At 63.8% G+C, this 22592-nt stretch carries 17 protein-coding genes; 13 read left to right on the top strand and 4 right to left on the bottom strand.

Going from position 1 to position 22592, the window contains the following annotated elements:
- Positions 1–73: 73 nt before the first annotated feature.
- Positions 74–400 (bottom strand): thioredoxin TrxA, encoded by a 327-nt coding sequence (gene trxA / locus T31B1_RS13760; protein ID WP_353250085.1) that lies wholly within the window; start codon positions 398–400, stop codon positions 74–76.
- Between the two features lie 344 nt (positions 401–744).
- On the opposite strand from trxA, the gene T31B1_RS13755 reads away from it, so the two are divergent.
- Together T31B1_RS13755 and cysQ are read left to right on the top strand one after the other, a co-directional pair.
- Positions 745–2049: a DEAD/DEAH box helicase gene (locus tag T31B1_RS13755; protein WP_353250084.1), complete on the top strand. Its 1305-nt coding sequence runs from the start codon at positions 745–747 to the stop codon at positions 2047–2049.
- A 483-nt stretch (positions 2050–2532) separates the two neighbouring features.
- The gene (gene cysQ / locus T31B1_RS13750) at positions 2533–3333 is read left to right on the top strand and encodes a 3'(2'),5'-bisphosphate nucleotidase CysQ (RefSeq protein WP_353250083.1); all 801 of its coding nucleotides are present in this window, start codon (positions 2533–2535) and stop codon (positions 3331–3333) included.
- Between the two features lie 10 nt (positions 3334–3343).
- Here cysQ and T31B1_RS13745 read toward each other — a convergent pair whose 3' ends face one another.
- Both T31B1_RS13745 and T31B1_RS13740 read right to left on the bottom strand, forming a co-directional pair.
- Positions 3344–3802: a universal stress protein gene (locus T31B1_RS13745; RefSeq protein WP_353250082.1), complete on the bottom strand. Its 459-nt coding sequence runs from the start codon at positions 3800–3802 to the stop codon at positions 3344–3346.
- Complete coding sequence (locus T31B1_RS13740; protein ID WP_353250081.1) at positions 3768–5183, bottom strand: DHA2 family efflux MFS transporter permease subunit; 1416 nt, start codon at positions 5181–5183, stop codon at positions 3768–3770. Before T31B1_RS13740 ends, T31B1_RS13745 begins: the two co-directional genes overlap by 35 nt.
- On the opposite strand from T31B1_RS13740, the gene T31B1_RS13735 reads away from it, so the two are divergent.
- The gene (locus T31B1_RS13735) at positions 5164–5874 is read left to right on the top strand and encodes a hypothetical protein (RefSeq protein WP_353250080.1); all 711 of its coding nucleotides are present in this window, start codon (positions 5164–5166) and stop codon (positions 5872–5874) included. The two genes, T31B1_RS13740 and T31B1_RS13735, sit on opposite strands and share 20 nt — an antisense overlap.
- 16 nt (positions 5875–5890) lie before the next feature.
- Here T31B1_RS13735 and T31B1_RS13730 read toward each other — a convergent pair whose 3' ends face one another.
- The gene (locus T31B1_RS13730) at positions 5891–8269 is read right to left on the bottom strand and encodes a penicillin-binding protein 1A (RefSeq protein WP_353250079.1); all 2379 of its coding nucleotides are present in this window, start codon (positions 8267–8269) and stop codon (positions 5891–5893) included.
- Between the two features lie 302 nt (positions 8270–8571).
- Here T31B1_RS13730 and pilM point away from each other — a divergent pair, with 302 nt between their 5' ends.
- The 10 genes from pilM to gltB all read left to right on the top strand — a co-directional run bounded on the left by pilM (position 8572) and on the right by gltB (position 22514).
- A complete protein-coding gene (pilM, locus tag T31B1_RS13725) occupies positions 8572–9654 on the top strand; it encodes a type IV pilus assembly protein PilM (protein WP_353250078.1) in 1083 nt (360 codons plus the stop codon).
- Positions 9651–10265: a PilN domain-containing protein gene (locus T31B1_RS13720; protein WP_353250077.1), complete on the top strand. Its 615-nt coding sequence runs from the start codon at positions 9651–9653 to the stop codon at positions 10263–10265. The genes pilM and T31B1_RS13720 overlap by 4 nt, the downstream gene beginning before the upstream one ends.
- Complete coding sequence (locus T31B1_RS13715) at positions 10262–10906, top strand: type IV pilus inner membrane component PilO (RefSeq protein ID WP_353250076.1); 645 nt, start codon at positions 10262–10264, stop codon at positions 10904–10906. The genes T31B1_RS13720 and T31B1_RS13715 overlap by 4 nt, the downstream gene beginning before the upstream one ends.
- Positions 10903–11412 (top strand): pilus assembly protein PilP, encoded by a 510-nt coding sequence (locus T31B1_RS13710; RefSeq protein ID WP_353250075.1) that lies wholly within the window; start codon positions 10903–10905, stop codon positions 11410–11412. Before T31B1_RS13715 ends, T31B1_RS13710 begins: the two co-directional genes overlap by 4 nt.
- Positions 11413–11425: 13 nt before the next feature.
- The gene (locus T31B1_RS13705; RefSeq protein ID WP_353250074.1) at positions 11426–13594 is read left to right on the top strand and encodes a type IV pilus secretin PilQ; all 2169 of its coding nucleotides are present in this window, start codon (positions 11426–11428) and stop codon (positions 13592–13594) included.
- Between the two features lie 65 nt (positions 13595–13659).
- Complete coding sequence (locus tag T31B1_RS13700; RefSeq protein WP_353250073.1) at positions 13660–15564, top strand: Ig-like domain-containing protein; 1905 nt, start codon at positions 13660–13662, stop codon at positions 15562–15564.
- A 32-nt stretch (positions 15565–15596) separates the two neighbouring features.
- Positions 15597–16127, top strand: coding sequence for a shikimate kinase AroK (gene aroK, locus T31B1_RS13695; protein WP_353250072.1), 531 nt, complete (start codon positions 15597–15599; stop codon positions 16125–16127).
- A complete protein-coding gene (locus tag T31B1_RS13690) occupies positions 16127–16705 on the top strand; it encodes an RDD family protein (protein WP_353250071.1) in 579 nt (192 codons plus the stop codon). The genes aroK and T31B1_RS13690 overlap by 1 nt, the downstream gene beginning before the upstream one ends.
- Complete coding sequence (gene aroB / locus T31B1_RS13685; protein WP_353250070.1) at positions 16702–17805, top strand: 3-dehydroquinate synthase; 1104 nt, start codon at positions 16702–16704, stop codon at positions 17803–17805. The genes T31B1_RS13690 and aroB overlap by 4 nt, the downstream gene beginning before the upstream one ends.
- A gap of 251 nt (positions 17806–18056) precedes the next feature.
- A complete protein-coding gene (gene gltB / locus T31B1_RS13680; RefSeq protein WP_353250069.1) occupies positions 18057–22514 on the top strand; it encodes a glutamate synthase large subunit in 4458 nt (1485 codons plus the stop codon).
- The last annotated feature ends 78 nt before the right edge of the window (positions 22515–22592 follow it).

The raw sequence follows: 22592 nt of genomic DNA, 5'->3' as shown, positions 1-22592 counted from the left end.
TCGCTTCATGCGGATCGCATCCGGCGGATGCGATCGAAAGGGCCACCGACGGCTGCCGGTGGCCCGATACGGTCTAGATGTGCTGATCGACAAACTCGGCCAGCTGGGTCTTGGACACGGAGCCAACCTTGGTGCCGGCTACCTCACCGTCCTTGAACAGCATCAGCGTGGGAATACCACGAATGCCGTAGCGCGGCGGCGTGTTGGGGTTGTCGTCAATATTGAGCTTGGCGACCGTGAGCTTGCCTTCGTACTCGTCGGCGATCTCGTCGAGGACCGGCGCGATCATCTTGCATGGGCCGCACCACTCGGCCCAGTAGTCGACCAGTACGGGGCCGGAGGCTGACAACACGTCTTTATCGAAACTGTCGTCACTGACTTTTACGATGTTTTCACTCATGAACGTCCTCGAAGAATGAGAAAGGACAAATGGGCTGTCACGTCGTGCCGGCAATGCGGCAGATGCGCATACGGTCAAATAATTAAGGGCACGAACGAATGTTTGCAAGCTGCAGCCACGGGCGCGCTCCGACCGAGCATCCGACAACCGTGGAGATCACAAGCTGTTATAGTGCGGATTGCTGGAAAAACCGTGCCGGATTACGAGTCGAGACGACTCGAACAGTGCAGCGAAATGTCGTCTTCGCAACGGTGAAGGCTATTGGAGCCTATCTCGGCACGTTTTTCAACCCCTGTGTGGTTTCGTGTGCGACACCTGACCCCACCCGTCTCGAAAAGGCCAATATGACCCAGACATCCTCCCCAGCGGCGACCGAACAGAAAAAGCTGCTCACCGACACGCGGCTCGACAGCCTCGGACTGCACCCGACCATCGTCTCCGGGCTCGACGCGCGAGGGTTCACCCACGCCACGCCGATCCAGGCCGAAACGCTGCCGCTGGCGATCAAGGGTACCGATATCGCCGGCCAGGCCCATACCGGCACCGGCAAGACGGCCGCGTTTCTGCTGGCCACCCTGCACCGGCTGCTGCGCGACGAGCCCCAGCCCAGCGACGACGCGCCCGCCCGGGCCAGTCAGCCGCGCGCGCTGATACTGGCACCCACGCGCGAACTCGCCGACCAGATCTATAAGGACGCCCTGCCGCTGGCCGCGGACACCGGCCTCAAGTGCGTGGTCTGCTACGGCGGCACCGGGTACGAAGAGCAGCGCCAGGCCATCGCCGACGGCGTGGACGTGCTCATCGGCACACCGGGGCGTCTGATCGACTACTACAAGCAGAAGATCTATACGCTCAAAGCGATCGAGGTGGCGGTACTCGACGAGGCCGACCGCATGTTCGATCTGGGCTTCATCAACGACATCCGTTATCTGTTCCGCAAGATGCCTGCCCCGGAGCGCCGCCAGAACCTGCTGTTCTCGGCGACCCTGAGCCATCGGGTGCTCGAGTTGGCCTACGAGCACATGAACAGCCCGACGCTGATCCGCACCGATACCGAGACCGTCAATATCGGCGCGATCACGCAGCAGCTTTATCACGTCTCCAAGGACGACAAACTCGCGTTGCTGATCGGCACGCTGCGCCAGATCGACAACGGCCGCACGCTGATTTTCATCAATACCAAACGTACCGCCGAGTTCATCGAGGACGGGCTCAACGCCAACGGCTTCGATGCCGCCACGCTGTCCGGCGATGTCGCTCAGAACAAGCGGCTGCGGCTACTCGAACAGTTCAAGACCGGCGAACTGCCGATCATGGTGGCCACCGACGTGGCGGCACGCGGGCTGCACATTCCCGACGTCACGCATGTGATCAACTACGATCTGCCCCAGGATGCCCAGGACTATGTACACCGGATTGGCCGCACCGCACGTGCCGGCAACACCGGTAGTGCCATATCGTTCGCCTGCGAGGAGTACGTGTACTCGCTGCCGGATATCGAAGCCTACATAGAGCACAAGATCGAGGCCGAGATGCCGACCGCCGATGCCTTCGCCGACGACGTGACCGTACCGGCCCGCCGTCCCCGCAAACGCCGCGGCGGGTCGCGCAACGGCGGATCGAGACGCCCACGCTCTCGCCGCGCCTGAACGCGTGGAAAGCATGCGCCGTGGCCGCCTGAGAATGCGCATCGCTGGATGATATCTTCGAGCTTGGCTCGCGGCCCGCGGTCGAAAAACAACCGAGGCAGCTGGCCGCCGACACCGGGGCCGGCTGCGTCATCGGCGGCCGAAGCTGGCAGATTGACGAATTCGGCCGCTAGCAGACCGCCTTCGCACTGCGCGTGCCGACGGCCGTCGAGTGCCATTCATTCGACGATACAGCGCTTCGTCAGCGATATCCGCTCGTCGCCCGCGGCGAGCTCGGCAGCGGCGTCCGTGCGTCCGTGCGTCCGTGCGTCCGCCAATTGTTATCAACTGGTTCGGCGCGGCGCGCTCGATTAGCCACTCGGCACAGCACGACGGGCGCGCGGATCGGCATGCGGGCATCACGGCAATCACGATACGCCGCAATTGGGCCGCGAACGCGCGACAGGTATGATGCGCGATCGTGTTCGCTTACCGCAAAATGCCATGGAAATCACGCGCGACCTGCTCGACGAGATCTGCGATATCGCCGTTGCCGCCGGCCAGAAGACATTGCCGATCTACCACAGCGACTTCGATGTCCAGACCAAGGACGACGACAGCCCGCTGACCCAGGCCGATCTGGCAGCCCATCGCAGCATCAAGGCAGCGCTCGAGCGTTTGACCCCCGACACACCCCAGCTGTCCGAGGAAGGCGCGAGCATCGCGTTCGATACGCGCTCTCAGTGGCCGGAATACTGGCTGATCGACCCGCTCGACGGCACCCGCGAGTTCGTCAAGAAAAACGATCAGTTCACCATCAACATCGCGCTCATACGCGATCACGAGCCGGTGCTGGGCGCGGTGTACGCACCGGTACTCGACACGGTCTGGTTCGCGGGCCGCGGTCTCGGCGCGTTCCGCCAGATCGGCGACGCCGCACCGCAGGCGATTCGAGTCGTGCCCGCCAACGCCGCCCGCCCACGCGTGCTGGTATCACGCTCGCATCGCTCGCCCGAGATCGACGAACTGCTGGCGCGCATGCCCGACTACGAACCCGTGACCATGGGTTCGTCGCTGAAGTTCTGCGTGATCGCCGAAGGGGCCGCCGACTTCTATCCAAGACTGGGTCCGACCAGCGAGTGGGATACCGCCGCCGGCCATGCCGTGCTCGCCGCCGCGGGCGGGCGGGTGACCGATACGCAGGGCGAGACGCTGCGCTACAACGTCACCGATAGTCTGCTCAACGAGTGGTTCATCGCGTTCGGCGATACCGAACACGATTGGCTTGGATACGTGCCGGACTGAGCCGTCGCGGTCAGCTCGACGGCTGATCCGCCTCACAGGCCTGGGCGACCAGCAGGCTGCAGTCGAGCCGATCGAGCAGGGAGGCGCCGACCGAACCCTGCCACCAACGTGCCAATACGCCGCGGCGCTGGTGGCCGACCACCACCAGATTCACCCGGAGTTCCTCGGCGAGCTTGGCGATCTGATGAGCCGGCTCGCCTGCCCGCAGATGGCCCTGTGCGTCGATGCCGCGCTGCTCGAGCAGGCTCACACCTTCAGCAAGGATCTTTTCGATCCGCTCGCGCTCGGCCTCGTACATGCTCTCGGTATAAAAACCCTCGGCGGCGGCAACCGCACCGGTCAGCGGCACCACGGCCAGCAGGTGCACCTCGACTTCGCCGGCGCCCAGTAGCGGCAGCGTACGTCTGAGCGCCACCCGCCCCTGCTCGCTGCCGTCATAGGCCAGAAGAATTCGTTCGAAATTTTGCATGCAGTCTCCCCATCGCCACTGCCAATACCATCGCCAGAACAAACAATAGCGACAACACTATGAGGGTCTCGCGGAAGCCGATTGTCAAGGCCTTCAGCGTATCGGGCGTATTCGCCGCGCCTGCAAACAGCCGCTGCAGATCGACATGCCCTTCCAGACCCGCGCCGACCCGCCATTGGAGTAGCAAGGCAAACAGGTTCACCCCGAACGCGCCTCCCAATTGACGGGTGAAGTTGATCATGCCCGAGCCCTGGTGAGTGAGCGAATCGGGCAGACTGCGGAGCCCGCCGATATTCAAGGCGGGCATCATGATGCCCAGCGCCATGCGGCCGAAGGCGATCCAGCCGGCCAGGACAACGAAGCCGGTGGCCGGGCCGCTGGTCGCCACTCCGGCGATGCCCAGCGCAAACCCGGCACAACCCAGCAGAATCAACCGGTGCGCCGGCATACGATCGGCCAGTCGGCCGGATATCGGGAAGATCAGCATCAGCGCAAGCCCGGCCGGCATCATCACCAGACCAGTCAGGCTCGGCGAGAACTGCTGCACGCTTTGAGCCAGCAACGGCACCAGATAAGTCGAACCATACAGTCCGGCGCCATAGACCATCGCCAGCACGCTGGCCAGGGCAAACCGTGGATAGGCCAGCACCGCCAGATCGATCAATGGCGACTTGGCACGAGCCATCCGCGCGATGAAGGCGACTAGTACCACGAGCCCGGTGCCCATCAGCCCCGCGGCGACCCGTGTTGCCTCGGTGAGCTCCGACAAGCCGATCAGCAGCAGCGCCAGACTTGCGCACAACAACGCCAGGCCCAGCCAGTCGAAGGGCACGACTCGCGCCGGCCGGTCATCCGACAGATAACGTCTCGCGCCCCAGAGCGCCATCAGGCCGAAAGGAATGCCCGGCAGATAGATCGCGCGCCACGACAGCCAGTCGATCAGCACACCGCCGACCGCTGGACCGAGCGCGGGCGCCAGCACCACGCCCATGCCGTAGAGCCCGAGCGCCTTGCCGCGTTCGTTGTCCTCGAAGACGTCGAAAATCAGTACGAGGGCTAGTGGCTGAATGATGCCGGCGGTCGCCCCCTGAAGTATCCGGGCGGCGATCATCACGCCGCTGGTGGGACTGGCCGCGGCAATCAGACAGGCGACTAGAAACAGCCAGATCGAGATCTCGAAAGTACGCCGCTGGCCCAAGCGTTCCATGATGCGGGCGCTGGCAAGCATGGTCGCGGTCATCGCCGCCATGAAGCCCGTAGCCAGCCATTGGGCGGCCAGCTGACTCATGCCGAAATCGGCCATGATCGGCGGGATGGCGACGTTGACGACGGTCGCGTTGAGCACCACCGCGACCGTGCCCATGATCACGGTGACGGTCACCGGCCATTTTCGGGCCGGTCGACCGGGCGCGAGCCTAGAGGCCGGCGAGTCGTTCGCGGATGTCGTCATCGGCAATGAGTTGTTCGAGCTGACCCGCGCTCGCGCGTTTCATCGGCGCCCCGTCGACCAGGCTGCGTGGTGCTTCGCGAATTTCGCCGGCCGCGAAGAGCGTGGCCTCGAAGCCGTGTTCGCCTGCGGCGAATCGGAAGGCCGGATAGAAGCGATGCGCATCGCGCCCGACACGATAACGTCGCTCGACGATTTCGAAGGGAATGCCCTGACCCTGAAGAAACAGATCGAAGGCCTCCGACTGCTCGGCGAAGACGTGCAGCTGGATATCGGAGTGGTCGTCGGCCAAGCCCGACAGAACGTCTCCAACCAGACGCGGGCGGAAATCGGCAAACAGCTTCATCGCCTGCAATGCAGCCTCGCGCATCGCGCGCAGGCGGGCCGGCTGCGAGCCGCCGGCAAACAGGCGCTGATGTTCAGCCAGCGCCGTCTCGATCTCACTGTTCTTGGGCAGGATGCTGTTGCGCACATCGATGCCAAGGTGCTGCGCGGCCTTCTGCTTGGCGATACGAAAATCACGAATGCCCTGTTCGGACATCAGACGTGCCGCCAGCTGCGCCATATGCTGTCGTTGCGCTTGCTGCTTGCGTGCGCTGGCCATGTCGATCTCTCCGCGCTATGAAGCCAACCCTGGGGGCTCAGAACAACTGTTCGACCTCGTGGGAGGGCGCGTTCCGGCCGGAATGGCGTGCCTCCTCCTCGGTCGGCGCCGTGCCCGGAGCGAATATCTCCGGCATCCCGCCGCCGTAGATCGCCCGCTGGCCAGTCTCCGGGTCGATCTGCACGGTCACCAGATCACTCGGGCGCGCCGGCGGATCCTCCGGCTTGCCCTTGAGCGCCGTACGCATGAAATCGATCCACATCGGCAATGCCGCGTGCGCGCCGGTCTCGCTATGTCCCATCGGCTTGAGCTGATCGAAACCCACCCAGCTGATCGCTACGAGATCGGCGTTGAAGCCGACGAACCAGGCATCGATCTGGTCGTTGGTAGTGCCCGTTTTGCCCGACAGATCGGAGCGCCCGAGCGTGAGCGCGCGCCGACCCGTACCGCGCTTGATGACATCGCGCATCATGTCGCCTACAAGATAGGCATTGTCAGCGGTGATGGCACGCGGCGCCAGACGCGATGCATCGGTACTGCCATTCAAAAACGGACAGCCGGCCACGCTCTCACAGGCGACCTGCGGGTCGGCCTCGAAGCGCGTCTTGCCGCGGCCGTCGGTGATCTTCTGAATGTAATAGGGTTTGACGCGGAACCCGCCGTTGGCGAACACCGCATACCCCTGGGCCATCTGCAGCGGCGAGAACGAGGCGCTGCCCAGCGCCATCGACAGATCCCGCGGCATCTGATTGGCCGGCAGACCGAACTGGCTGATGTGTTTGATCGCGGTATTGATTCCGACGCTGCGCAACAGCCGGATCGATACCAGATTGCGCGAATGCACCAGCCCCTCGCGTAGCCGGGTAGGGCCATAGACACGACCGCTGTAGTTCTGCGGGCGCCACGAATTATCCAGCCCCGGGCTGTCGTAGACCACCGGCGCGTCGTTGATCACCGAGGCCGTGGTGAAGCCGTTGGCCAACGCAGCCGAATACAGGAACGGCTTGAACGACGACCCCGGCTGACGACGGGCCTGTACCGCGCGGTTGTACTTGGACAACGAAAAATCGAAGCCGCCGGCCAGCGCCTGAATGCCCCCGTTGTCCGGGTTCAACGCGACGATAGCGCCCTGCACGTCCGGAACCTCGGCCAGCGTCCAGGCCTTGCTGTCGTCCTTGCTGCCGGTATAGGCCAGCCGAACCACGTCGCCCCGGGAAACCAGCGCGCCGGCGGTATCGTTCTTGCCCAACCAGGGAATCTGGCCGGCCTCGAGTTCGATCTGACCATACTGCTCGGTGGTCAGCGTAATCGAGCGCTTGCCCACGTTCATGACCACCGCCGGCACCAGCCCGCCCTCGACGCTGAACTGCTCTAGCGCGTTCTTGAGCGCGGCGGCATCGTCGAGTGTGGCTGCATCGAGTGTGTCTTCGGGCCCATGCCACTTGTGGCGCTCGTCGTAGCCCAGCAGCGCCCGCCGAAGCGCCCGGTTGGCGGCGCGCTGACGTGTACTGTCGAGCGTCGTGGTGACATCGAAACCCTGGGTATAGGCCTCGTCTCCATAGCGCGCCACAATATCCTGACGCACCATTTCAGCCACGTAGTCGGCCTCGTAGCGATCGTCGGCCGCCTTGCTGCTGCCCGAGCCGGCGGTCACCGGCGCGGCCGTTGCCTGCTCGAACGCGTTATCGTCGATCTCGCCGAGCGCGTGCATGCGGCTCAGCACGTAGTTCCGACGTTCCTTGGCGCGCTCGGGATTGGCCAACGGATTGTAGCGGGACGGCGCCTTGGGCAACCCGGCGATCATCGCCATCTGGGCGAGCGTGAGCTCATCGAGCGGCTTGTGGTAGTACACCTCCGAGGCCGCACCTACCCCGTAGGCGCGATTGCCCAGATAAATTTTATTGAGATAGATCTCGAGGATCTGCTCCTTGGTCAGCTCTGACTCGATACGCAGTGCGAGAATGATCTCCTTGATCTTGCGCACATAGGTACGGTCGTTGCTGAGATACAGATTGCGCGCCAGCTGCATCGTGATGGTCGAGCCACCCTGTGTCTTGCGCCCGGTCTCCACGAGATTGACCGCCGCACGGATGATGCCCTGGTAATCCACCCCGGGGTGCTCGAAGAAACGGTCGTCCTCGGCGGCCACGAAAGCCTGGACCATGGCCGGCGGAATCTGATCGTAGGTACGCGGCAGACGCCGCTCCAGGCCGAACTCGCCGATGAGCTTGCGATCGGCGGTGTACACCCGCAAAGGCTCGTTGAGCTCCGGCTCGCCGATATCCCCGGCCTGGGGCAACTGGGGTCCGAAGTAAAGATATACCCCCCCGACGACACAGACGGCCAGCGTGGCCGCTGAGAGCAGACCGGCAACCAACACGACAAGAAACTTCAACGCACGCGGCATCGCTTTCATCGGCAAGGCACGGCTGGCGAGCCGCTAGAGGAAAAACCCGGGACATGATAACGGCCCGCGCGATTTTTTGCCGGACGTCGGTTTGTGACGCCTTACGTCACAATGTGCCAATTGACGCGCGTATTCAACCGCTTAAACCGGGCTCTTCCGATTGCCAAGACGCGCATCTGGGTTATAGTTGCCGCTCGTATGCCGCGGAACGACACATTGGAGGGCACGCCGGGGGGCTCGCGTGCCTAAAATGGCACGCCGCGTGCTAACTCCCGCCTGCAGACGAGGGTCGGCCGATCAGGGGGAATCGGATGGGGTTTTTCGAGCAATTCTTCAGACCGGGCACACGTCCTTTCATGGGCGTGGATATCAGCGCCACACGTATCAAGTTGCTCGAACTGGACGGCCGCCCCGGCGCCTACCGCGTGCTCAGCTATGCCAGCGAGGCGCTGCCGCCCGAAGCGGTGGCCAATGACCAGATCACCGACCCGGATGCCGTCGCGGCTGCGATGCGGCGCGCGCTCGAGCGTGCCGGCACGCGAACCCGCGATGCGGCGATTGCGGTCTCCGGGCCATCGGTGATCAGCAAGGTCATCGACATGCCGGCCGACCTGGACGACGCCGAGATGGAGCAGCAGATCGGCTTCGATGCCGAACAGTACATCCCGCATGCCATCGACGAGGTCAACCTCGATTTTCACGTACTGGAGCGCGATCCGAACAACCCGAGCGTCAATCGGGTGCTGCTGGTTGCCTGCCGACGGGAGAACATCGAGACTCGGATCGGCGCACTGGACATGGCCGGCGTGACCGTGCGGGTCGTCGACGTCGAGGAGTACGCACTGCAGAACGCCTGCTCGCTGCTTATCGAGCAGAATCCGGCACTGGCAACCCAGACGAGCAGCGTGGCGGTGTTCGATGTCGGCGCGCACCAGACCCGCCTGAGCGTCCAGCATCGCGGACGCAGCGTCTATTCGCGCGAGTTGGCCTTTGGCGGGCATGCGCTGGCTACACGGCTTGTCGATCGGCACGAGCTCAAGGATATGGACCAGCTGCGCGCACGCCTGCGCACGAACGAGCTCGACGCAGCGACGATCGCCGACGATATCCGCGAATTCGCCGATCGCCTGGCCGGCCAGATCGAACGCGCCCTTCAGTTTTATATTTCCGCCGCCTCGCGCGATGAGGCCATCGACCAGATTCTGCTGGTCGGTGGTGCGACGCTGTTCCCCGGTCTGGAGGCTGCGCTGGGCCAGCGCATCGACCGGCCGATCAGCGTGGGCAATCCGCTGGCCGGCATGCTCGCCAGCAGTGCCGCACGCCGCAATCACGTCGATCAGGAAGGCCCGGCACTGATGGTGGCCTCCGGCTTGGCGCTGAGGTCGCTTCGGTGAGTCATCTGGTTCGTATCAACCTGCTGGACTGGCGCGCCGCCGCACGCGAAGCCAAGCGCAAACGCTTTCTCACGCTCCTGGTGCTCGCCGCGCTGGTCAGCGTGTTCATCGTGGGCATTCTGCCCATGCTCTATTACAACCACCTGATCGACGCCCAGCAGAGCCGGAATCGTTTTCTGCAGGACCAGATCGCCACTGCCGACAAGCAGCTGGTCGAGATCCGTGCACTGCAGAAGACCCGCGAGGGTCTGATCAACCGGATGCGTATCATCGAGCAGCTGCAGCAGTCGCGCTCGTCGATCGTGCACTACTTCGATCAGCTCGTGGCCACGCTGCCCGACGGGGTCTATCTCACCGGACTGACCCAGCAGGGCGATACCACCACGCTTGACGGCGTGGCGCAGTCGAACGCGCGAGTATCCGATTACATGGTCAATCTCGACGACTCCCCCTGGTTCGCCGACCCGCGATTGATCGTCATCAAGTCGAGCGAGAACGGTCCCCAGCGCTTTGCCGATTTCACGCTGACCGTCACGAGCACCAACCCCAACGCGCCGGCCGAAGATACGTCCCAGACCACGGCGCCCGGCGCGACGGCCAAATCGCCATGAAGAAACTCAGCGCCTATCTCGACGAGCTGCGCAGTCTCGACCAGAACAATATCGGCAGCTGGCCGATCTGGGCCTACGCGTTGGCCATTGGGCTGGTCTCGCTGACCATCCTGGCGATCGGCACCTGGTACTTCGTGCTGCCCAAACAGGAGGAACTGGCTCGCGCCAAGGCTCAGGAGATCGAGCTCAAGCAGACCTTCGAGGTCAAGCAGCGGCTGGTGGCGAATCTCGATGCCTATCGCGAACAACTCAAGACCATGCAGGCGCAGTTCGGCGCCCTGCTCCAGCAGCTGCCCAGCAAGACCGAAGTCCCGAGCCTGCTCAACGATATTTCCCAGACCCGGCTGGCCAGCGGGCTGGAGGAAGAGCTTTTCAAACCGCGCGAAGAGCAGATGCGCGATTTCTATGCCGTACTGCCCAACGACCTCATCGTGATCGGCGATTACCACGAGTTCGGCCGCTTCGTCTCCGGCGTGGCCGCGCTGTCGCGGATCGTGACCATCCAGGACGTCAAGATCGAACCCATCCGCGGTACCGACGCAGACAGCGGCAAGCTGCGCATGAGTATGAGCGCGAACACCTACCGTTATCTGGACGAGGACGTCAGCGTGTCCCAGCCCGCACAGGCCGGCACCCGATGAGTACCACGCGCCTTGCCGGCATGGGCGTGCTGTGCGCGCTGGTAGCGGCCTGTGGCAACCAGCCGTCCGATCTGCAGACTTATGTCGAGCAGGTCAAGGCGCGCCCGGCCGCACCGATCGAACCGATTCCCGAAATCGCGCCCTATACCCCCTACACCTATCGTGCAGACGGCCGCCGTGCGCCCTTCACGCCCACCACGCCGGAACGTGACACACGCAGCAATTCGGGCGTGGCACCGGATATCGACCGCCCCCGCGAAGCGCTCGAAGCGTTTCCGCTGGATGCGCTGCGCATGGTGGGGACCATCACCCGCGGTGCCACGACCTATGCGCTGGTGGGCGCGCCCGACAACGTTATCCATCGCGTGCGGCGCGGCGACCACCTCGGCCAGAACTACGGCGAGATCGACGCGATCTCCGACAACGGCATCGTGCTGACCGAAATCGTGCCCGACGGCATGGGCGGCTACGTCAAACGTCCGGCCACCATCGCCCCTTCGCGGTGAATAGAGAACCGACATGAGCCTATCGATCGTCTTCCGCCTGTCTCGTATCACGCCCTCTCGCTTGGCCCGGACCGCGCTGTGCATCGGCCTGCTAGTGGCCGGTAACGCCACCGCGGCCACCCACCGCCTGACCGGCGTGGATGCAGTGGCCACCAGCGACAACGGCATCAATATCCGACTGTCGCTGGATTCCGCGGCACCGGTGCCGTCGGTGTTCACCGTCAACGAACCCGCCCGGCTGTCTATCGATCTTCCGGGCACCGAGCTCGCCGTGGCCCAGCAGTACCAACGGATCGACGAAGGCCCTGTTCGGGCAATCGCCATGGCCACCAGCGACGAACGAACGCGGGTGGTGATCGAATTAACCGACATGGTGGACTACCGCATCAATCGCCAGGGTAATGAGATTCTGGTGACCATCGGGGGCAGTACAGCGCCGGCCCGTGCCGTGCCGGCCGTCGACAAACGACCGACGGCACAGACGCCGACGACGGTTTCCCCGAGTGTGCCTACCCGTTCGTCGCTGCCCGCCTCCGGCGGGCCGAGCGTTCGCGATATCGATTTTCGGCGCGGTGAAAAGGGTGCCGGCCGAGTGGAGATATCTCTGGCAGGCAACATCGGCCCGGTGGACGTCACCGAGCAGGACGGACAGGTCGTGGCGCAGTTGCCCGGCGTGGCCCTGCCGGCCTCGTTGCGCAAGCGGCTGGACGTGCTCGACTTCGCAACCCCGGTCAAATCCATCGATGCGCTTGCACGGGAGGGCGGCACACGGATCGTGGTCACCCCGGTGGCCGGTGCCGACTACGAGCAGATCGCCTACCAGACCGGCGACCAGTTCTTCATCGAGCTGCAACCGCTCACCCAAGCCGAAAAAGCCCAGCGCGACCGCGACAACCCCCGCTATACCGGCGAGAAGATCTCGCTGTCGTTCCAGAACGTCGACGTGCGCGCAGTCCTGCAGATCATCGCCGATGTGGCCGATGTGAATATGGTTGTCTCTGACAGCGTCACCGGCAACATGGCGCTTCGCCTGGAGGACGTCGCCTGGGACCAGGCCCTGGATATCATCATGAATGCTAAGGGCCTGGGCATGCGGCGCGAGAACAACGTGATCACCATCGCCCCGCTGGCCGAGATCGCCGCGCGCGAGCAGGCCGAGCTGGTCGCACAGCAGGCCACGACAAACCTCGCGCCCCTGCGATCGGAGATCATTCAGATCAACTACGCACGCGCTGCCGATATCGCCAGCCTGCTGCGCTCGGGCAGCTCGGCGTCCGCTCTGGCCGGCCCGGTCGGCCAGCCCGGCGTGCGCCCGGTCAACGACGACCTGTCGCTGCTGTCCGCTCGAGGCCAGGTGACCGTGGACGAGCGGACCAACAGCCTGCTCATCAACGAAACCGCGGAAAAGCTCGAAGAAATCCGGCGCGTGATCAACCGTCTGGACATTCCTGTCCGCCAGGTGTTGATCGAGTCCCGTATCGTGGTCGCCAACCGCGAGTTCTCGCGCAATCTGGGCGTGACCCAGGGCGTGACCGACAACGCCGCGTTCGAATCACCCTCCGGCGGTAACTATCTGGCCAACTCCGGCTATACGGTCAACCTGCCGGTGGCCAACCCCGCGGGCACGATCAGCACGTCGATCATCGGCGATACGTTCAATCTGGACCTGGCCCTGTCGGCACTGGAGTCGGAAAACCGCGGCGAGATCATCTCGGCACCGCGCGTGATTACCGCCAACGCCAAGGAAGCCAAGATCGAACAAGGCGTGGAAATACCGTATCTTGAAGCCGCGTCGAGCGGCGCGGCCACCGTGGAATTCAAGGAGGCCGTGCTCGGACTGACCGTTACGCCTCAGATCACGCCCGACAGCCGCGTAATCATGGATCTGTTCGTCACCCAAGACACCCAGGGCGATACGATCAACGTACAGGGCGGCGGCAGCGTGCCATCCATCAACACCCGTAGCCTCACCACACAGGTGCTGGTCGACGATGGCGAGACCGTGGTACTCGGCGGCATCTACGAACAGGAAAATCGGGATATCAGCGATCGCGTGCCGATCCTGAGCGAAATCCCGCTGCTGGGCGTGCTCTTCCGCGGCACCCAGCGTCAACGCGACAAGCGCGAACTGCTGATCTTCGTCACGCCGAAGATTCTGAGAGAGCAACTGAGCTTGAAGTAGCCGCTCACAACACTGTTTTTGCAGATCGCACGACCGCAAGCGGTCGGCATCGATTGGGGGATCAAATGAACAACAAACCTTATCTTGCCATGCTGCTCCTGGCACTCTCCGTATCACTGTCCGCCTGTGGCGGGTCAACGTCCGGCAGCGACAGTGATAACGATTCCGACCCGGATCCGGGCGATCCCACGGCCCCCGTCGCGGCGGGTATCACCCTGTTGTCGTCCACGCCGTCGCTGCCTTCGGCCGCCTCGTCGGCCGCCGACGGCACGACGCTGACCGCGATCGTTCGCGATGCGAATAACAATGTGGTCGAGGGCCAGGCGGTACGCTTCGCCGCATCGAGCGGCGTCATCGAAAGAGTCGACGACAGTACCCAGGCCAATGGCACAGCGTCTGCCATCCTTTACACGGGCGGCAACCCGGCCAACCGCACGATTACAGTCACCGCCAATGCCGGCTCTGAAAGCGATACGATCGATATCCCTGTCGTGGGCACCACCCTGGCGCTTAGCGGCCCTCAGTCGATCGCGCAGGGCAATCAGGCCGACTTCACCGCAACGCTGCTGGATTCCAGCGACAACGCCATTGCCAACCGGGCCGTGACCTTGCGTTCCGACCAAGGCAACACGCTTAGTGCCGCCTCGATCGATACCAACACCCAAGGGGTCGTGAGATTCACGGTCACCGGCAAGGAAAACGGCCAGGACACCATCACAGCGAGCGCTCTGGGCGCGACCGCCCGCGCCGCGTTGGCAGTCGGTGGCGCCAGTTTCGCGTTCTCGGCCCCGGACGACGGCACCACGGCCCCCATTAATGAATCACTGCCGATCACACTCACCTGGCGCGCAGCCAACGGCCCCGTCGTCGGCGAGTCGATTCGCTTTTCGAGCTCGCGCGGCCGCTTCACCGATCAAACCGTCGCCACTGACAGCGCCGGCACGGCCACGACGACCCTGGCGTCGGCGGACGCCGGTCCGGCCATCATCACCGCCAGCGGTGGCTCCGGCCAAAGCACCTCGCTGTCGATTCAGTTCGTCGCCCAGGATGCCGCTTCGCTGATCGCGCAGGCCGATCCGGCCACGCTCAACGCCGGCCAGAGCAGCACGATCAGCGCTACCGTTCGCGATGCCAACAACAACCTCGTCAGCGGTGCGGACGTCGAGTTTAATCTTCGGGACACCAGCGGGGGGCGGATCGAGCCCAGCCAGCAGACCACCAACAATGCCGGACGAGCCACGGCAACCTACACGGCCGGCAGCAGCTCCGCGGGCGATCCGGCCGTCATCACTGCACGCGTAGTGGGTGTCGAGTCGGCCCGCGATACCGTATCGGTAACCGTCGGTGGACAGGCGCTGCGGATCACTCTGGGTACGGGCGGCGAACTGGCAAGTCAGACCACGACTTATACGCTACCCTATGTCGCACTGGTGACTGACGCCGCCGGCAACGCGGTTTCCGACGCTGACTTCCAGCTACGCGTACAATCACTGGCGTTCCAGGAAGGCAATAAGGTCGCTACCGACACGGACGACGACGACACGGCGGATACGTACGTGCCGCGGTATGCAGTTACCGACGAGAGTGCATCGGACTTCGGCTGTCCCAACGAGGACGTCAATGCAAACGGTATTCTGGACACAGGCGAGGATCGTAACGGCAACGGCATCCTGGAGCCCGGCAACGTGGCTAGCGTACCCCGTACCGTCGACCTGGACGATACGGGAGCGGCCGAGTTTGGCATTACCTACCCGAAAAACTTCTCGGGTTGGGTTAAAGTAAGATTACGCGCGACAGCGACCGTCCAGGGAAGCGAAAGCACGCAGAACGCGTTCTTCGTGCTTCCAATGGGTATCGACGATCACCAGGTGGGAAACGACAATACGGCGCCCCCTGGCCAAACCAGCCCGTTCGGGATGGACGGCGACTGTACGACGACGTTCGATCCGGATACCGGCGAAGAGCCCTAGGCCCAGAGTTCAACGAACAGTTCAAATATTTCATGGCAGCAAACCCAAACATCTATCTCGTCGGCCCGATGGGCGCCGGCAAAACGACCATCGGCCGACGCATCGCCGAGATCAAGGGGATGTCGTTCGTCGACTCCGATCATGAGGTCGAACGACGGACCGGCGTCGATATCTCGTTCATCTTCGACATGGAAGGCGAGGAAGGTTTCCGCAAGCGTGAGCGCGAAATGATCGCGGAGCTGTCGGAGCAGCCCAATACGGTTATGGCCACGGGTGGCGGTGCGATTCTGGATGCGGATACGCGCGACCTGCTGTCTGCACGGGGCGTGGTGGTCTATCTGGAAACATCGCTCGAGCAGCAACTGGCCCGTACGCGAAAAGCCAATAACCGGCCGATCCTCGAGGGCAGCGACGACGTCGAGGCGACGCTCACCCAGCTCATGGAAGAACGCGACCCACTGTATCGCTCGATCGCCGATATCGTCGTCGCCACCGGCGAGCAGCAGGCTCGCCGGCTGGCCCGCGAAATCGTCGAGCAACTCGAGGCGATCGGTACGGCGTGATGGCCGGCGATCGGCCTGTGGCCTCGCAGCGGCTGGTATACGCGGGCTTCTGGATCCGGGTCTGGGCCTCGATCATCGATACCGTGCTGGTAATGGTGGTTTTGTATCCGCTGGCCAGTCTTCTGCCGGGTGCCTACACGACCATGAACGGCTCGGTAGCGCTGGCCGATCGCTACGGTCGTATCGATTACCAACTGCTGGCTGCAAGCATGCCCGGCCCGATGCACGTGCTGTTGTTCTGGGTGTTGCCGGCCGTCGCGGTCGTGCTGTTCTGGATCGCGCGATCGGCCACGCCGGGCAAGATGGCCATCGGCGCACGCATCGTGGATGCGTCGACCGGCGCCAAACCCGGGGCTGGCCGTATGGTCATTCGCTATCTAGGGTATTTCGTGTCGACCTTTCCACTGGGCCTGGGCCTGATCTGGGTTGGAATCGATCGGCGTAAGCAGGGCTGGCACGACAAGCTGGCCGGCACGGTGGTGGTGCGCGATCGTGCACGCGTCGAGGCGCATGCCCATTTCGAAGGCGATCCGACGTCCACTCCGCGCGGCTCCACCCACAACGGTCCATCGACATGACACACCCGCCATCCGAACAGGCCGGCCTTTCGGTCGATCTGGGCACACGCAGCTACGACATCCGTATCGGGCGCGGGCTGCTCGGTGACCCGGCGGCCTATCAAGGCGCAATACGCGGGTCTCGCGTGCTGGTGGTTACCAACGACACCGTTGGCCCGTTGTATGCGCAGACCGTGACCACAGCGCTCGCCGACGAGCACGAAGTCGACGTGCTGGCGCTGCCCGACGGTGAAGCCTACAAGAATCTGAGCACCCTGAACCGGATCTACGACCGACTACTCGAGGCCAATCACGGCCGTGACAGCACGCTGATTGCACTGGGCGGCGGCGTGGTCGGCGATATCGCCGGCTTTGCCGCTGCCAGCTATCAGAGGGGCGTGGATTTCGTGCAACTGCCGACCACCCTGCTGGCACAGGTGGATTCGTCGGTGGGTGGCAAGACCGGGGTCAATCATGCGCTCGGCAAGAACATGATCGGCGCTTTCCACCAACCCACCCGTGTGCTTGTCGATATCGACGTACTGGAGACGCTCCCGCCACGCGAATTCGCCGCTGGCCTGGCCGAGGTGATCAAATACGGGCTGATTCGCGACGCATCGTTCTTCGACTGGCTGGAAGCGCGCATGGATGCCATCAACGCCCGCGATCCGGCCCTGCTGGCCGAGATCGTGCGCCGATCCTGTGCCAACAAGGCTGAAGTCGTGGCCGCGGACGAGCGTGAATCGGGCCAACGCGCACTGCTCAACCTGGGCCATACCTACGGCCATGCGCTGGAGGCCGAACTGGGCTATGGCCAGTGGCTGCACGGAGAGGCGGTGGCCGCCGGCATGTGCATGGCAGCCGATACCGCCCGACGATTGGGCTGGCTGGACACGCGCGATTGCCGGCGTATCGAGACGGTCATCGCCGCGGCTCATCTGCCCATCGCGCCGCCGTGTGAGCTCTCGGCGTCCCGGATCCACGCGTTGATGGGTCGGGACAAGAAAGTCCAGGCCGGGCGACTCCGTCTAGTCCTGATGCGCTCGATCGGCGATGCGGTGGTGACCGCCGACTACGGCGACGCACTGGACGCTACCCTGGCCGGGTACCTGTCCGGTTGAGAACACGCCGGCCGTGCCCGCTCGGCATGGCGTGTTTCATGCGTGCCGATTGATTGCGCACCGGCCGGCTTTTATACTCCGGAATACTGTCAGAACGCCCCCGGCGTCCGATCCGGTCGCCGCATCACGACGACGCAGTTCCTGCGTATTAGAGTGACTATCCCCGTGGCGTACGAACCGAACATGGCGTTCGGTCCCCCGGCATCGCCATCGCGTGGGGCCGAATCAGACCCGAGGCGAGGAAAACGACAATGCATCAGTTGAACGGCGGACTCTATTCTCCGGAGTTCGAAAAAGACGCCTGCGGCTTCGGCCTGATCGCCAATATGGACGACAAACCGAGCCACTGGCTGGTCGAGACCACGATTGGCGCACTCGAGCGCCTGACCCATCGCGGCGCGGTGGCTGCCGATGGCAAGACCGGCGACGGCTGCGGCATCCTCATGAAGAAGCCGGACGCCTTTTTGCGCCTGCTGGCCGACGAGGCCGGCATCGAACTGGCCGATCATTACGCCAGCGGCATCGTTTTTCTCCAATCCGATACGGACAAGACCGACGCGGCCAAGAGCGAACTGGCCCGCCAGCTGGACGCCGAGGGGCTGGCCGTTGCCGGCTGGCGCGAAGTCCCGATCGATGCCGAGACCGCGTGCGGCGAAGAAGCGCTCAACACGTTGCCGCATCTGGAGCAGGTGTTCGTGAACGCTCCGGCCGATATGGACAACGCGGCATTCGAGTCCCGGCTGGTCTTCGCTCGTCGTCGCACCGAGAACGCGCTGACCGACGACGACGTGTTCTATATTCCGTCGCTGTCGGCGCATGTGCTGTCGTATAAGGGCATGGTGATGCCCAGCTATCTGCCCGTGTTCTACAAGGACCTGGCGGACGAGCGGCTGGAAACCTCACTGTGCGTGTTTCATCAACGCTTTTCCACGAATACGCTGCCGCAGTGGCGGCTGGCCCAGCCGTTCCGTTATCTGGCTCACAACGGTGAGATCAACACCGTGACCGGCAACCGCAACTGGTCGACCGCGCGGGCGGCCAAGTTCGCGTCCGACAAGCTGCCGGAGCTGGAATCCATTCTGCCGCTGGTGTCGATGACCGGGTCGGACTCTCAGAGTCTCGACAACATGCTGGAGATCCTACTGGCCGGCGGCATGGACATCTTTTATGCCATGCGCCTGCTGATGCCGCCGGCCTGGCAGAACGTGGATTACATGAGCGCCGATCTTCGAGCGTTCTACGAATACAATTCCATGCATATGGAGCCCTGGGACGGACCGGCGGGCATCGTACTGACCGACGGTCGATATGCCGCGTGCTGTCTGGACCGCAACGGCCTGCGCCCGGCACGTTACGTGATCACCGAAGACCGGCATATCACGCTGGCCTCCGAAATCGGCGTCTGGGACTACGAGCCGGAACAGATTGTGGCCAAGGGGCGTCTCAAGCCCGGCGACATGCTGGCCGTGGACACTCAGACCGGCGAGCTGATCCACCCGCGCGAGATCGACGAACGGCTGGCCTCTAGAGCGCCCTACAAGCAGTGGCTCAAAAAGCACGCGCGCATGCTCGAGTCCCGCCTGGCCGATGTCCGCGACGAAGCCTGGATGGAGCGCTGGACCGTCAAGGTCTATGAGAAGCTTTTCCACGTGTCGTTCGAGGAACGCGATCAGGTGTTGCGCCCGATCGCCGAAGCCGGTCAGGAAGCGACCGGCTCGATGGGCGACGATACCCCCTTCCCTGTCCTGTCGCGCGTGGACCGGGTGTTGTCGGACTATTTCCGCCAGCAGTTCGCACAGGTGACCAACCCGCCGATCGACAGTCTGCGCGAACGCATCGTCATGTCGCTGGAGACCTGCTTCGGCCGCGAACGCAACGTCTTCGACGAAAACGAAGCCCGTGCCAAGCGCTTGGTGGTGGATTCGCCGGTGCTGTCCACCGGCAAGTTCCGGCGCCTGCTGTCGCTGGACGATGCGGACTATGCGCATACGATCATCGATCTGAACTACGATGCCGGCACGGACCTGCGTTCGGCCATCGAGTCGATCTGCGAGCAGGCCGTCGCCGCCGTGCGCGACGGCACGACAGTGATCGTTCTCTCCGACCGCGAGATCGTCGAGGGCAAGCTGCCGCTCCAGGCACTGCTGGCCACCGGCGCGGTTCATCACCGGCTGACCGCGGAAAACCTCCGCTGTGACGCCAATCTGGTGATCGATACGGCCACCGCCCGCGATGCACATCAGTATGCGTGCCTGATCGGCTACGGCGCTACGGCAATCCATCCGTATCTGGCCTATGAATGCCTTAACGATCTCGTGCGTGTAGGCCAGGTCGAAGGCCACGACGTCGACGATCTGTGTGCGACCTACCGCAAGGGCATCAACAAGGGCCTGTACAAGATCATGTCGAAGATGGGCATCTCCACGGTCACCAGCTACCGTGGCGCCCAGCTGTTCGAAATCGTCGGCCTGGCCGACGACGTGGTCGACCTGTGCTTTGCCGGCACGGTCAGTCGTGTGGCCGGCGCCGGTTTCGCCCATCTGCAGGCCGATGTCGCGCGGCTGGCCCGCGACGCGTGGAATCCACGGGTGGCCATCGATCAGGGCGGGCTGCTCAAGTTCGTCCATGGCCAGGAATATCACTGCTATAACCCGGACGTGATCGCCACGCTGCACGAGGCCGTCTCGTCCGGCGAATACGACAAATACCGTGAATATGCCGACATCGTGCAGAGCCGCCCGGTGGCCGTACTGCGCGATCTGTTCAAGCTACGCGACGACATCACCCCGATCGCGCTGGACGAAGTCGAGCCGATCGAGGCCATCACCCAGCGTTTCGACTCGGCCGGCATGAGCCTTGGCGCACTCTCGCCAGAGGCCCACGAAGCCCTGGCGCAGGGCATGAATCGTATGGGCGGCCGCTCGAACTCGGGCGAGGGCGGCGAAGACGCCGCCCGCTACGGCACCGACAAGATGTCCAAGATCAAGCAGGTCGCCTCCGGCCGCTTTGGCGTGACGCCGCATTATCTGGTCAACGCCGAGGTGCTGCAGATCAAGATCGCCCAGGGCGCCAAGCCGGGCGAAGGTGGCCAGCTGCCCGGCCACAAGGTCAACGCGATGATCGCGCGCCTGCGCTATTCCAAGCCGGGCGTGGCCCTGATCAGCCCCCCGCCCCATCACGATATCTACTCCATCGAGGATCTTGCGCAGCTGATCTTCGATCTCAAGCAAGTCAACCCGCAGGCTCTGGTGTCGGTCAAGCTCGTCTCCGGGCCCGGTGTGGGTACGATCGCCGCCGGCGTCGCCAAGGCCTATGCCGATCTGATCACCATCTCCGGCTACGACGGCGGTACCGGCGCAAGTCCGCTGACGTCCGTGCGCTATGCCGGCACGCCCTGGGAGCTCGGCCTGTCGGAAACCCACCAGACCCTGCGGGCCAACGAGTTACGCGGCAAGGTGCGCGTACAGACCGACGGCGGCCTCAAGACCGGCCTGGATGTCATCAAGGCGGCGATCCTGGGCGCCGAGTCGTTCGGCTTCGGCACCGGCCCGATGGTCGCCCTGGGCTGCAAGTACCTGCGGGTCTGCCATCTCAACAACTGCGCCACGGGCGTGGCCACCCAGAACGAGATTCTGCGAGATCGCTATTTCATCGGCATCCCGGAGATGGTGCAAAACTTCTTCGGTTTCATCGCCCGCGATACGCGTGAACTGATGGCCTCCATCGGGGTGGCCTCGCTCGAAGAACTCATCGGCCGCACCGATCTGCTTGAGCTGCTGCCCGGCGAGACGCCCAAACAGCAGGGCCTGGATCTGTCGCCGATTCTCTCCGACGGCGGGCTGGCCAGCGATGTGCCGATGTACTGCGTGAATCCGCATAACGAGCCGTTTGACAAAGGCGAACTCGCCGAACAGATGGTCGCCGACACGCTCGAGGCCATCGAGAACAAGGCCGGTGGCACGTTCGAGTACACCGTTCACAACAACAACCGTTCGCTGGGCGCACGGCTGTCGGGCGAGATTGCCCGGCGCCATGGCAATCTGGATATGTCGGATGCGCCGATCACGCTCAAGCTCACCGGCACCGCCGGTCAGAGCTTCGGCGTATTCAATGCCGGCGGTCTGCATATGTATCTCGAGGGTGACGCCAACGACTATGTCGGCAAGGGCATGGCCGGCGGCCGTATCGTCATTCGTCCGTCCTCCAGAACCCGGTACGTCGCGCGCGAGGCGACCATCATCGGCAACACCTGTCTGTACGGTGCCACCGGCGGCACCCTGTATGCGGCGGGCATGGCCGGCGAGCGCTTCGGCGTGCGTAACTCGGGCGCCACGGCTGTCGTGGAAGGTATCGGCGATCACGGCTGCGAATACATGACCGGTGGCTGTGTCGTGGTCCTGGGCCATACCGGCGTGAATTTCGGCGCCGGCATGACCGGCGGTCTGGCGTACGTGCTTGACGAAAAGCGCGAGTTCGTCGACCGCTACAATCATGAGCTGATCGATATTCATCGCGTGGTCTCCGAGAACATGGAGGCGCACCGCAACTATCTGCGTGAGATGATCGAGGCCTACGTCGCCGAGACAGACAGCGCCTGGGGCGCGACCATCCTCGAGGACTTCCGCGACTATGTCGGCCAGTTCTGGCTGGTCAAGCCGAAGGCCGAGAGTGTGGAGACGATTCTGGATACGCTCAATCGCGCGGCGTGATCGAACTCTGATCGACCACACGCCGCCACCAGGGGGACGGCGACGCCGCGCCAGCGATCGCTGCGCGGCGTTGTCGCG

Source organism: Salinisphaera sp. T31B1, from assembly GCF_040361275.1.
Taxonomy (GTDB): Bacteria; Pseudomonadota; Gammaproteobacteria; order Nevskiales; family Salinisphaeraceae; genus Salinisphaera.
This window is presented reverse-complemented; position numbering and strand designations above follow the sequence as displayed.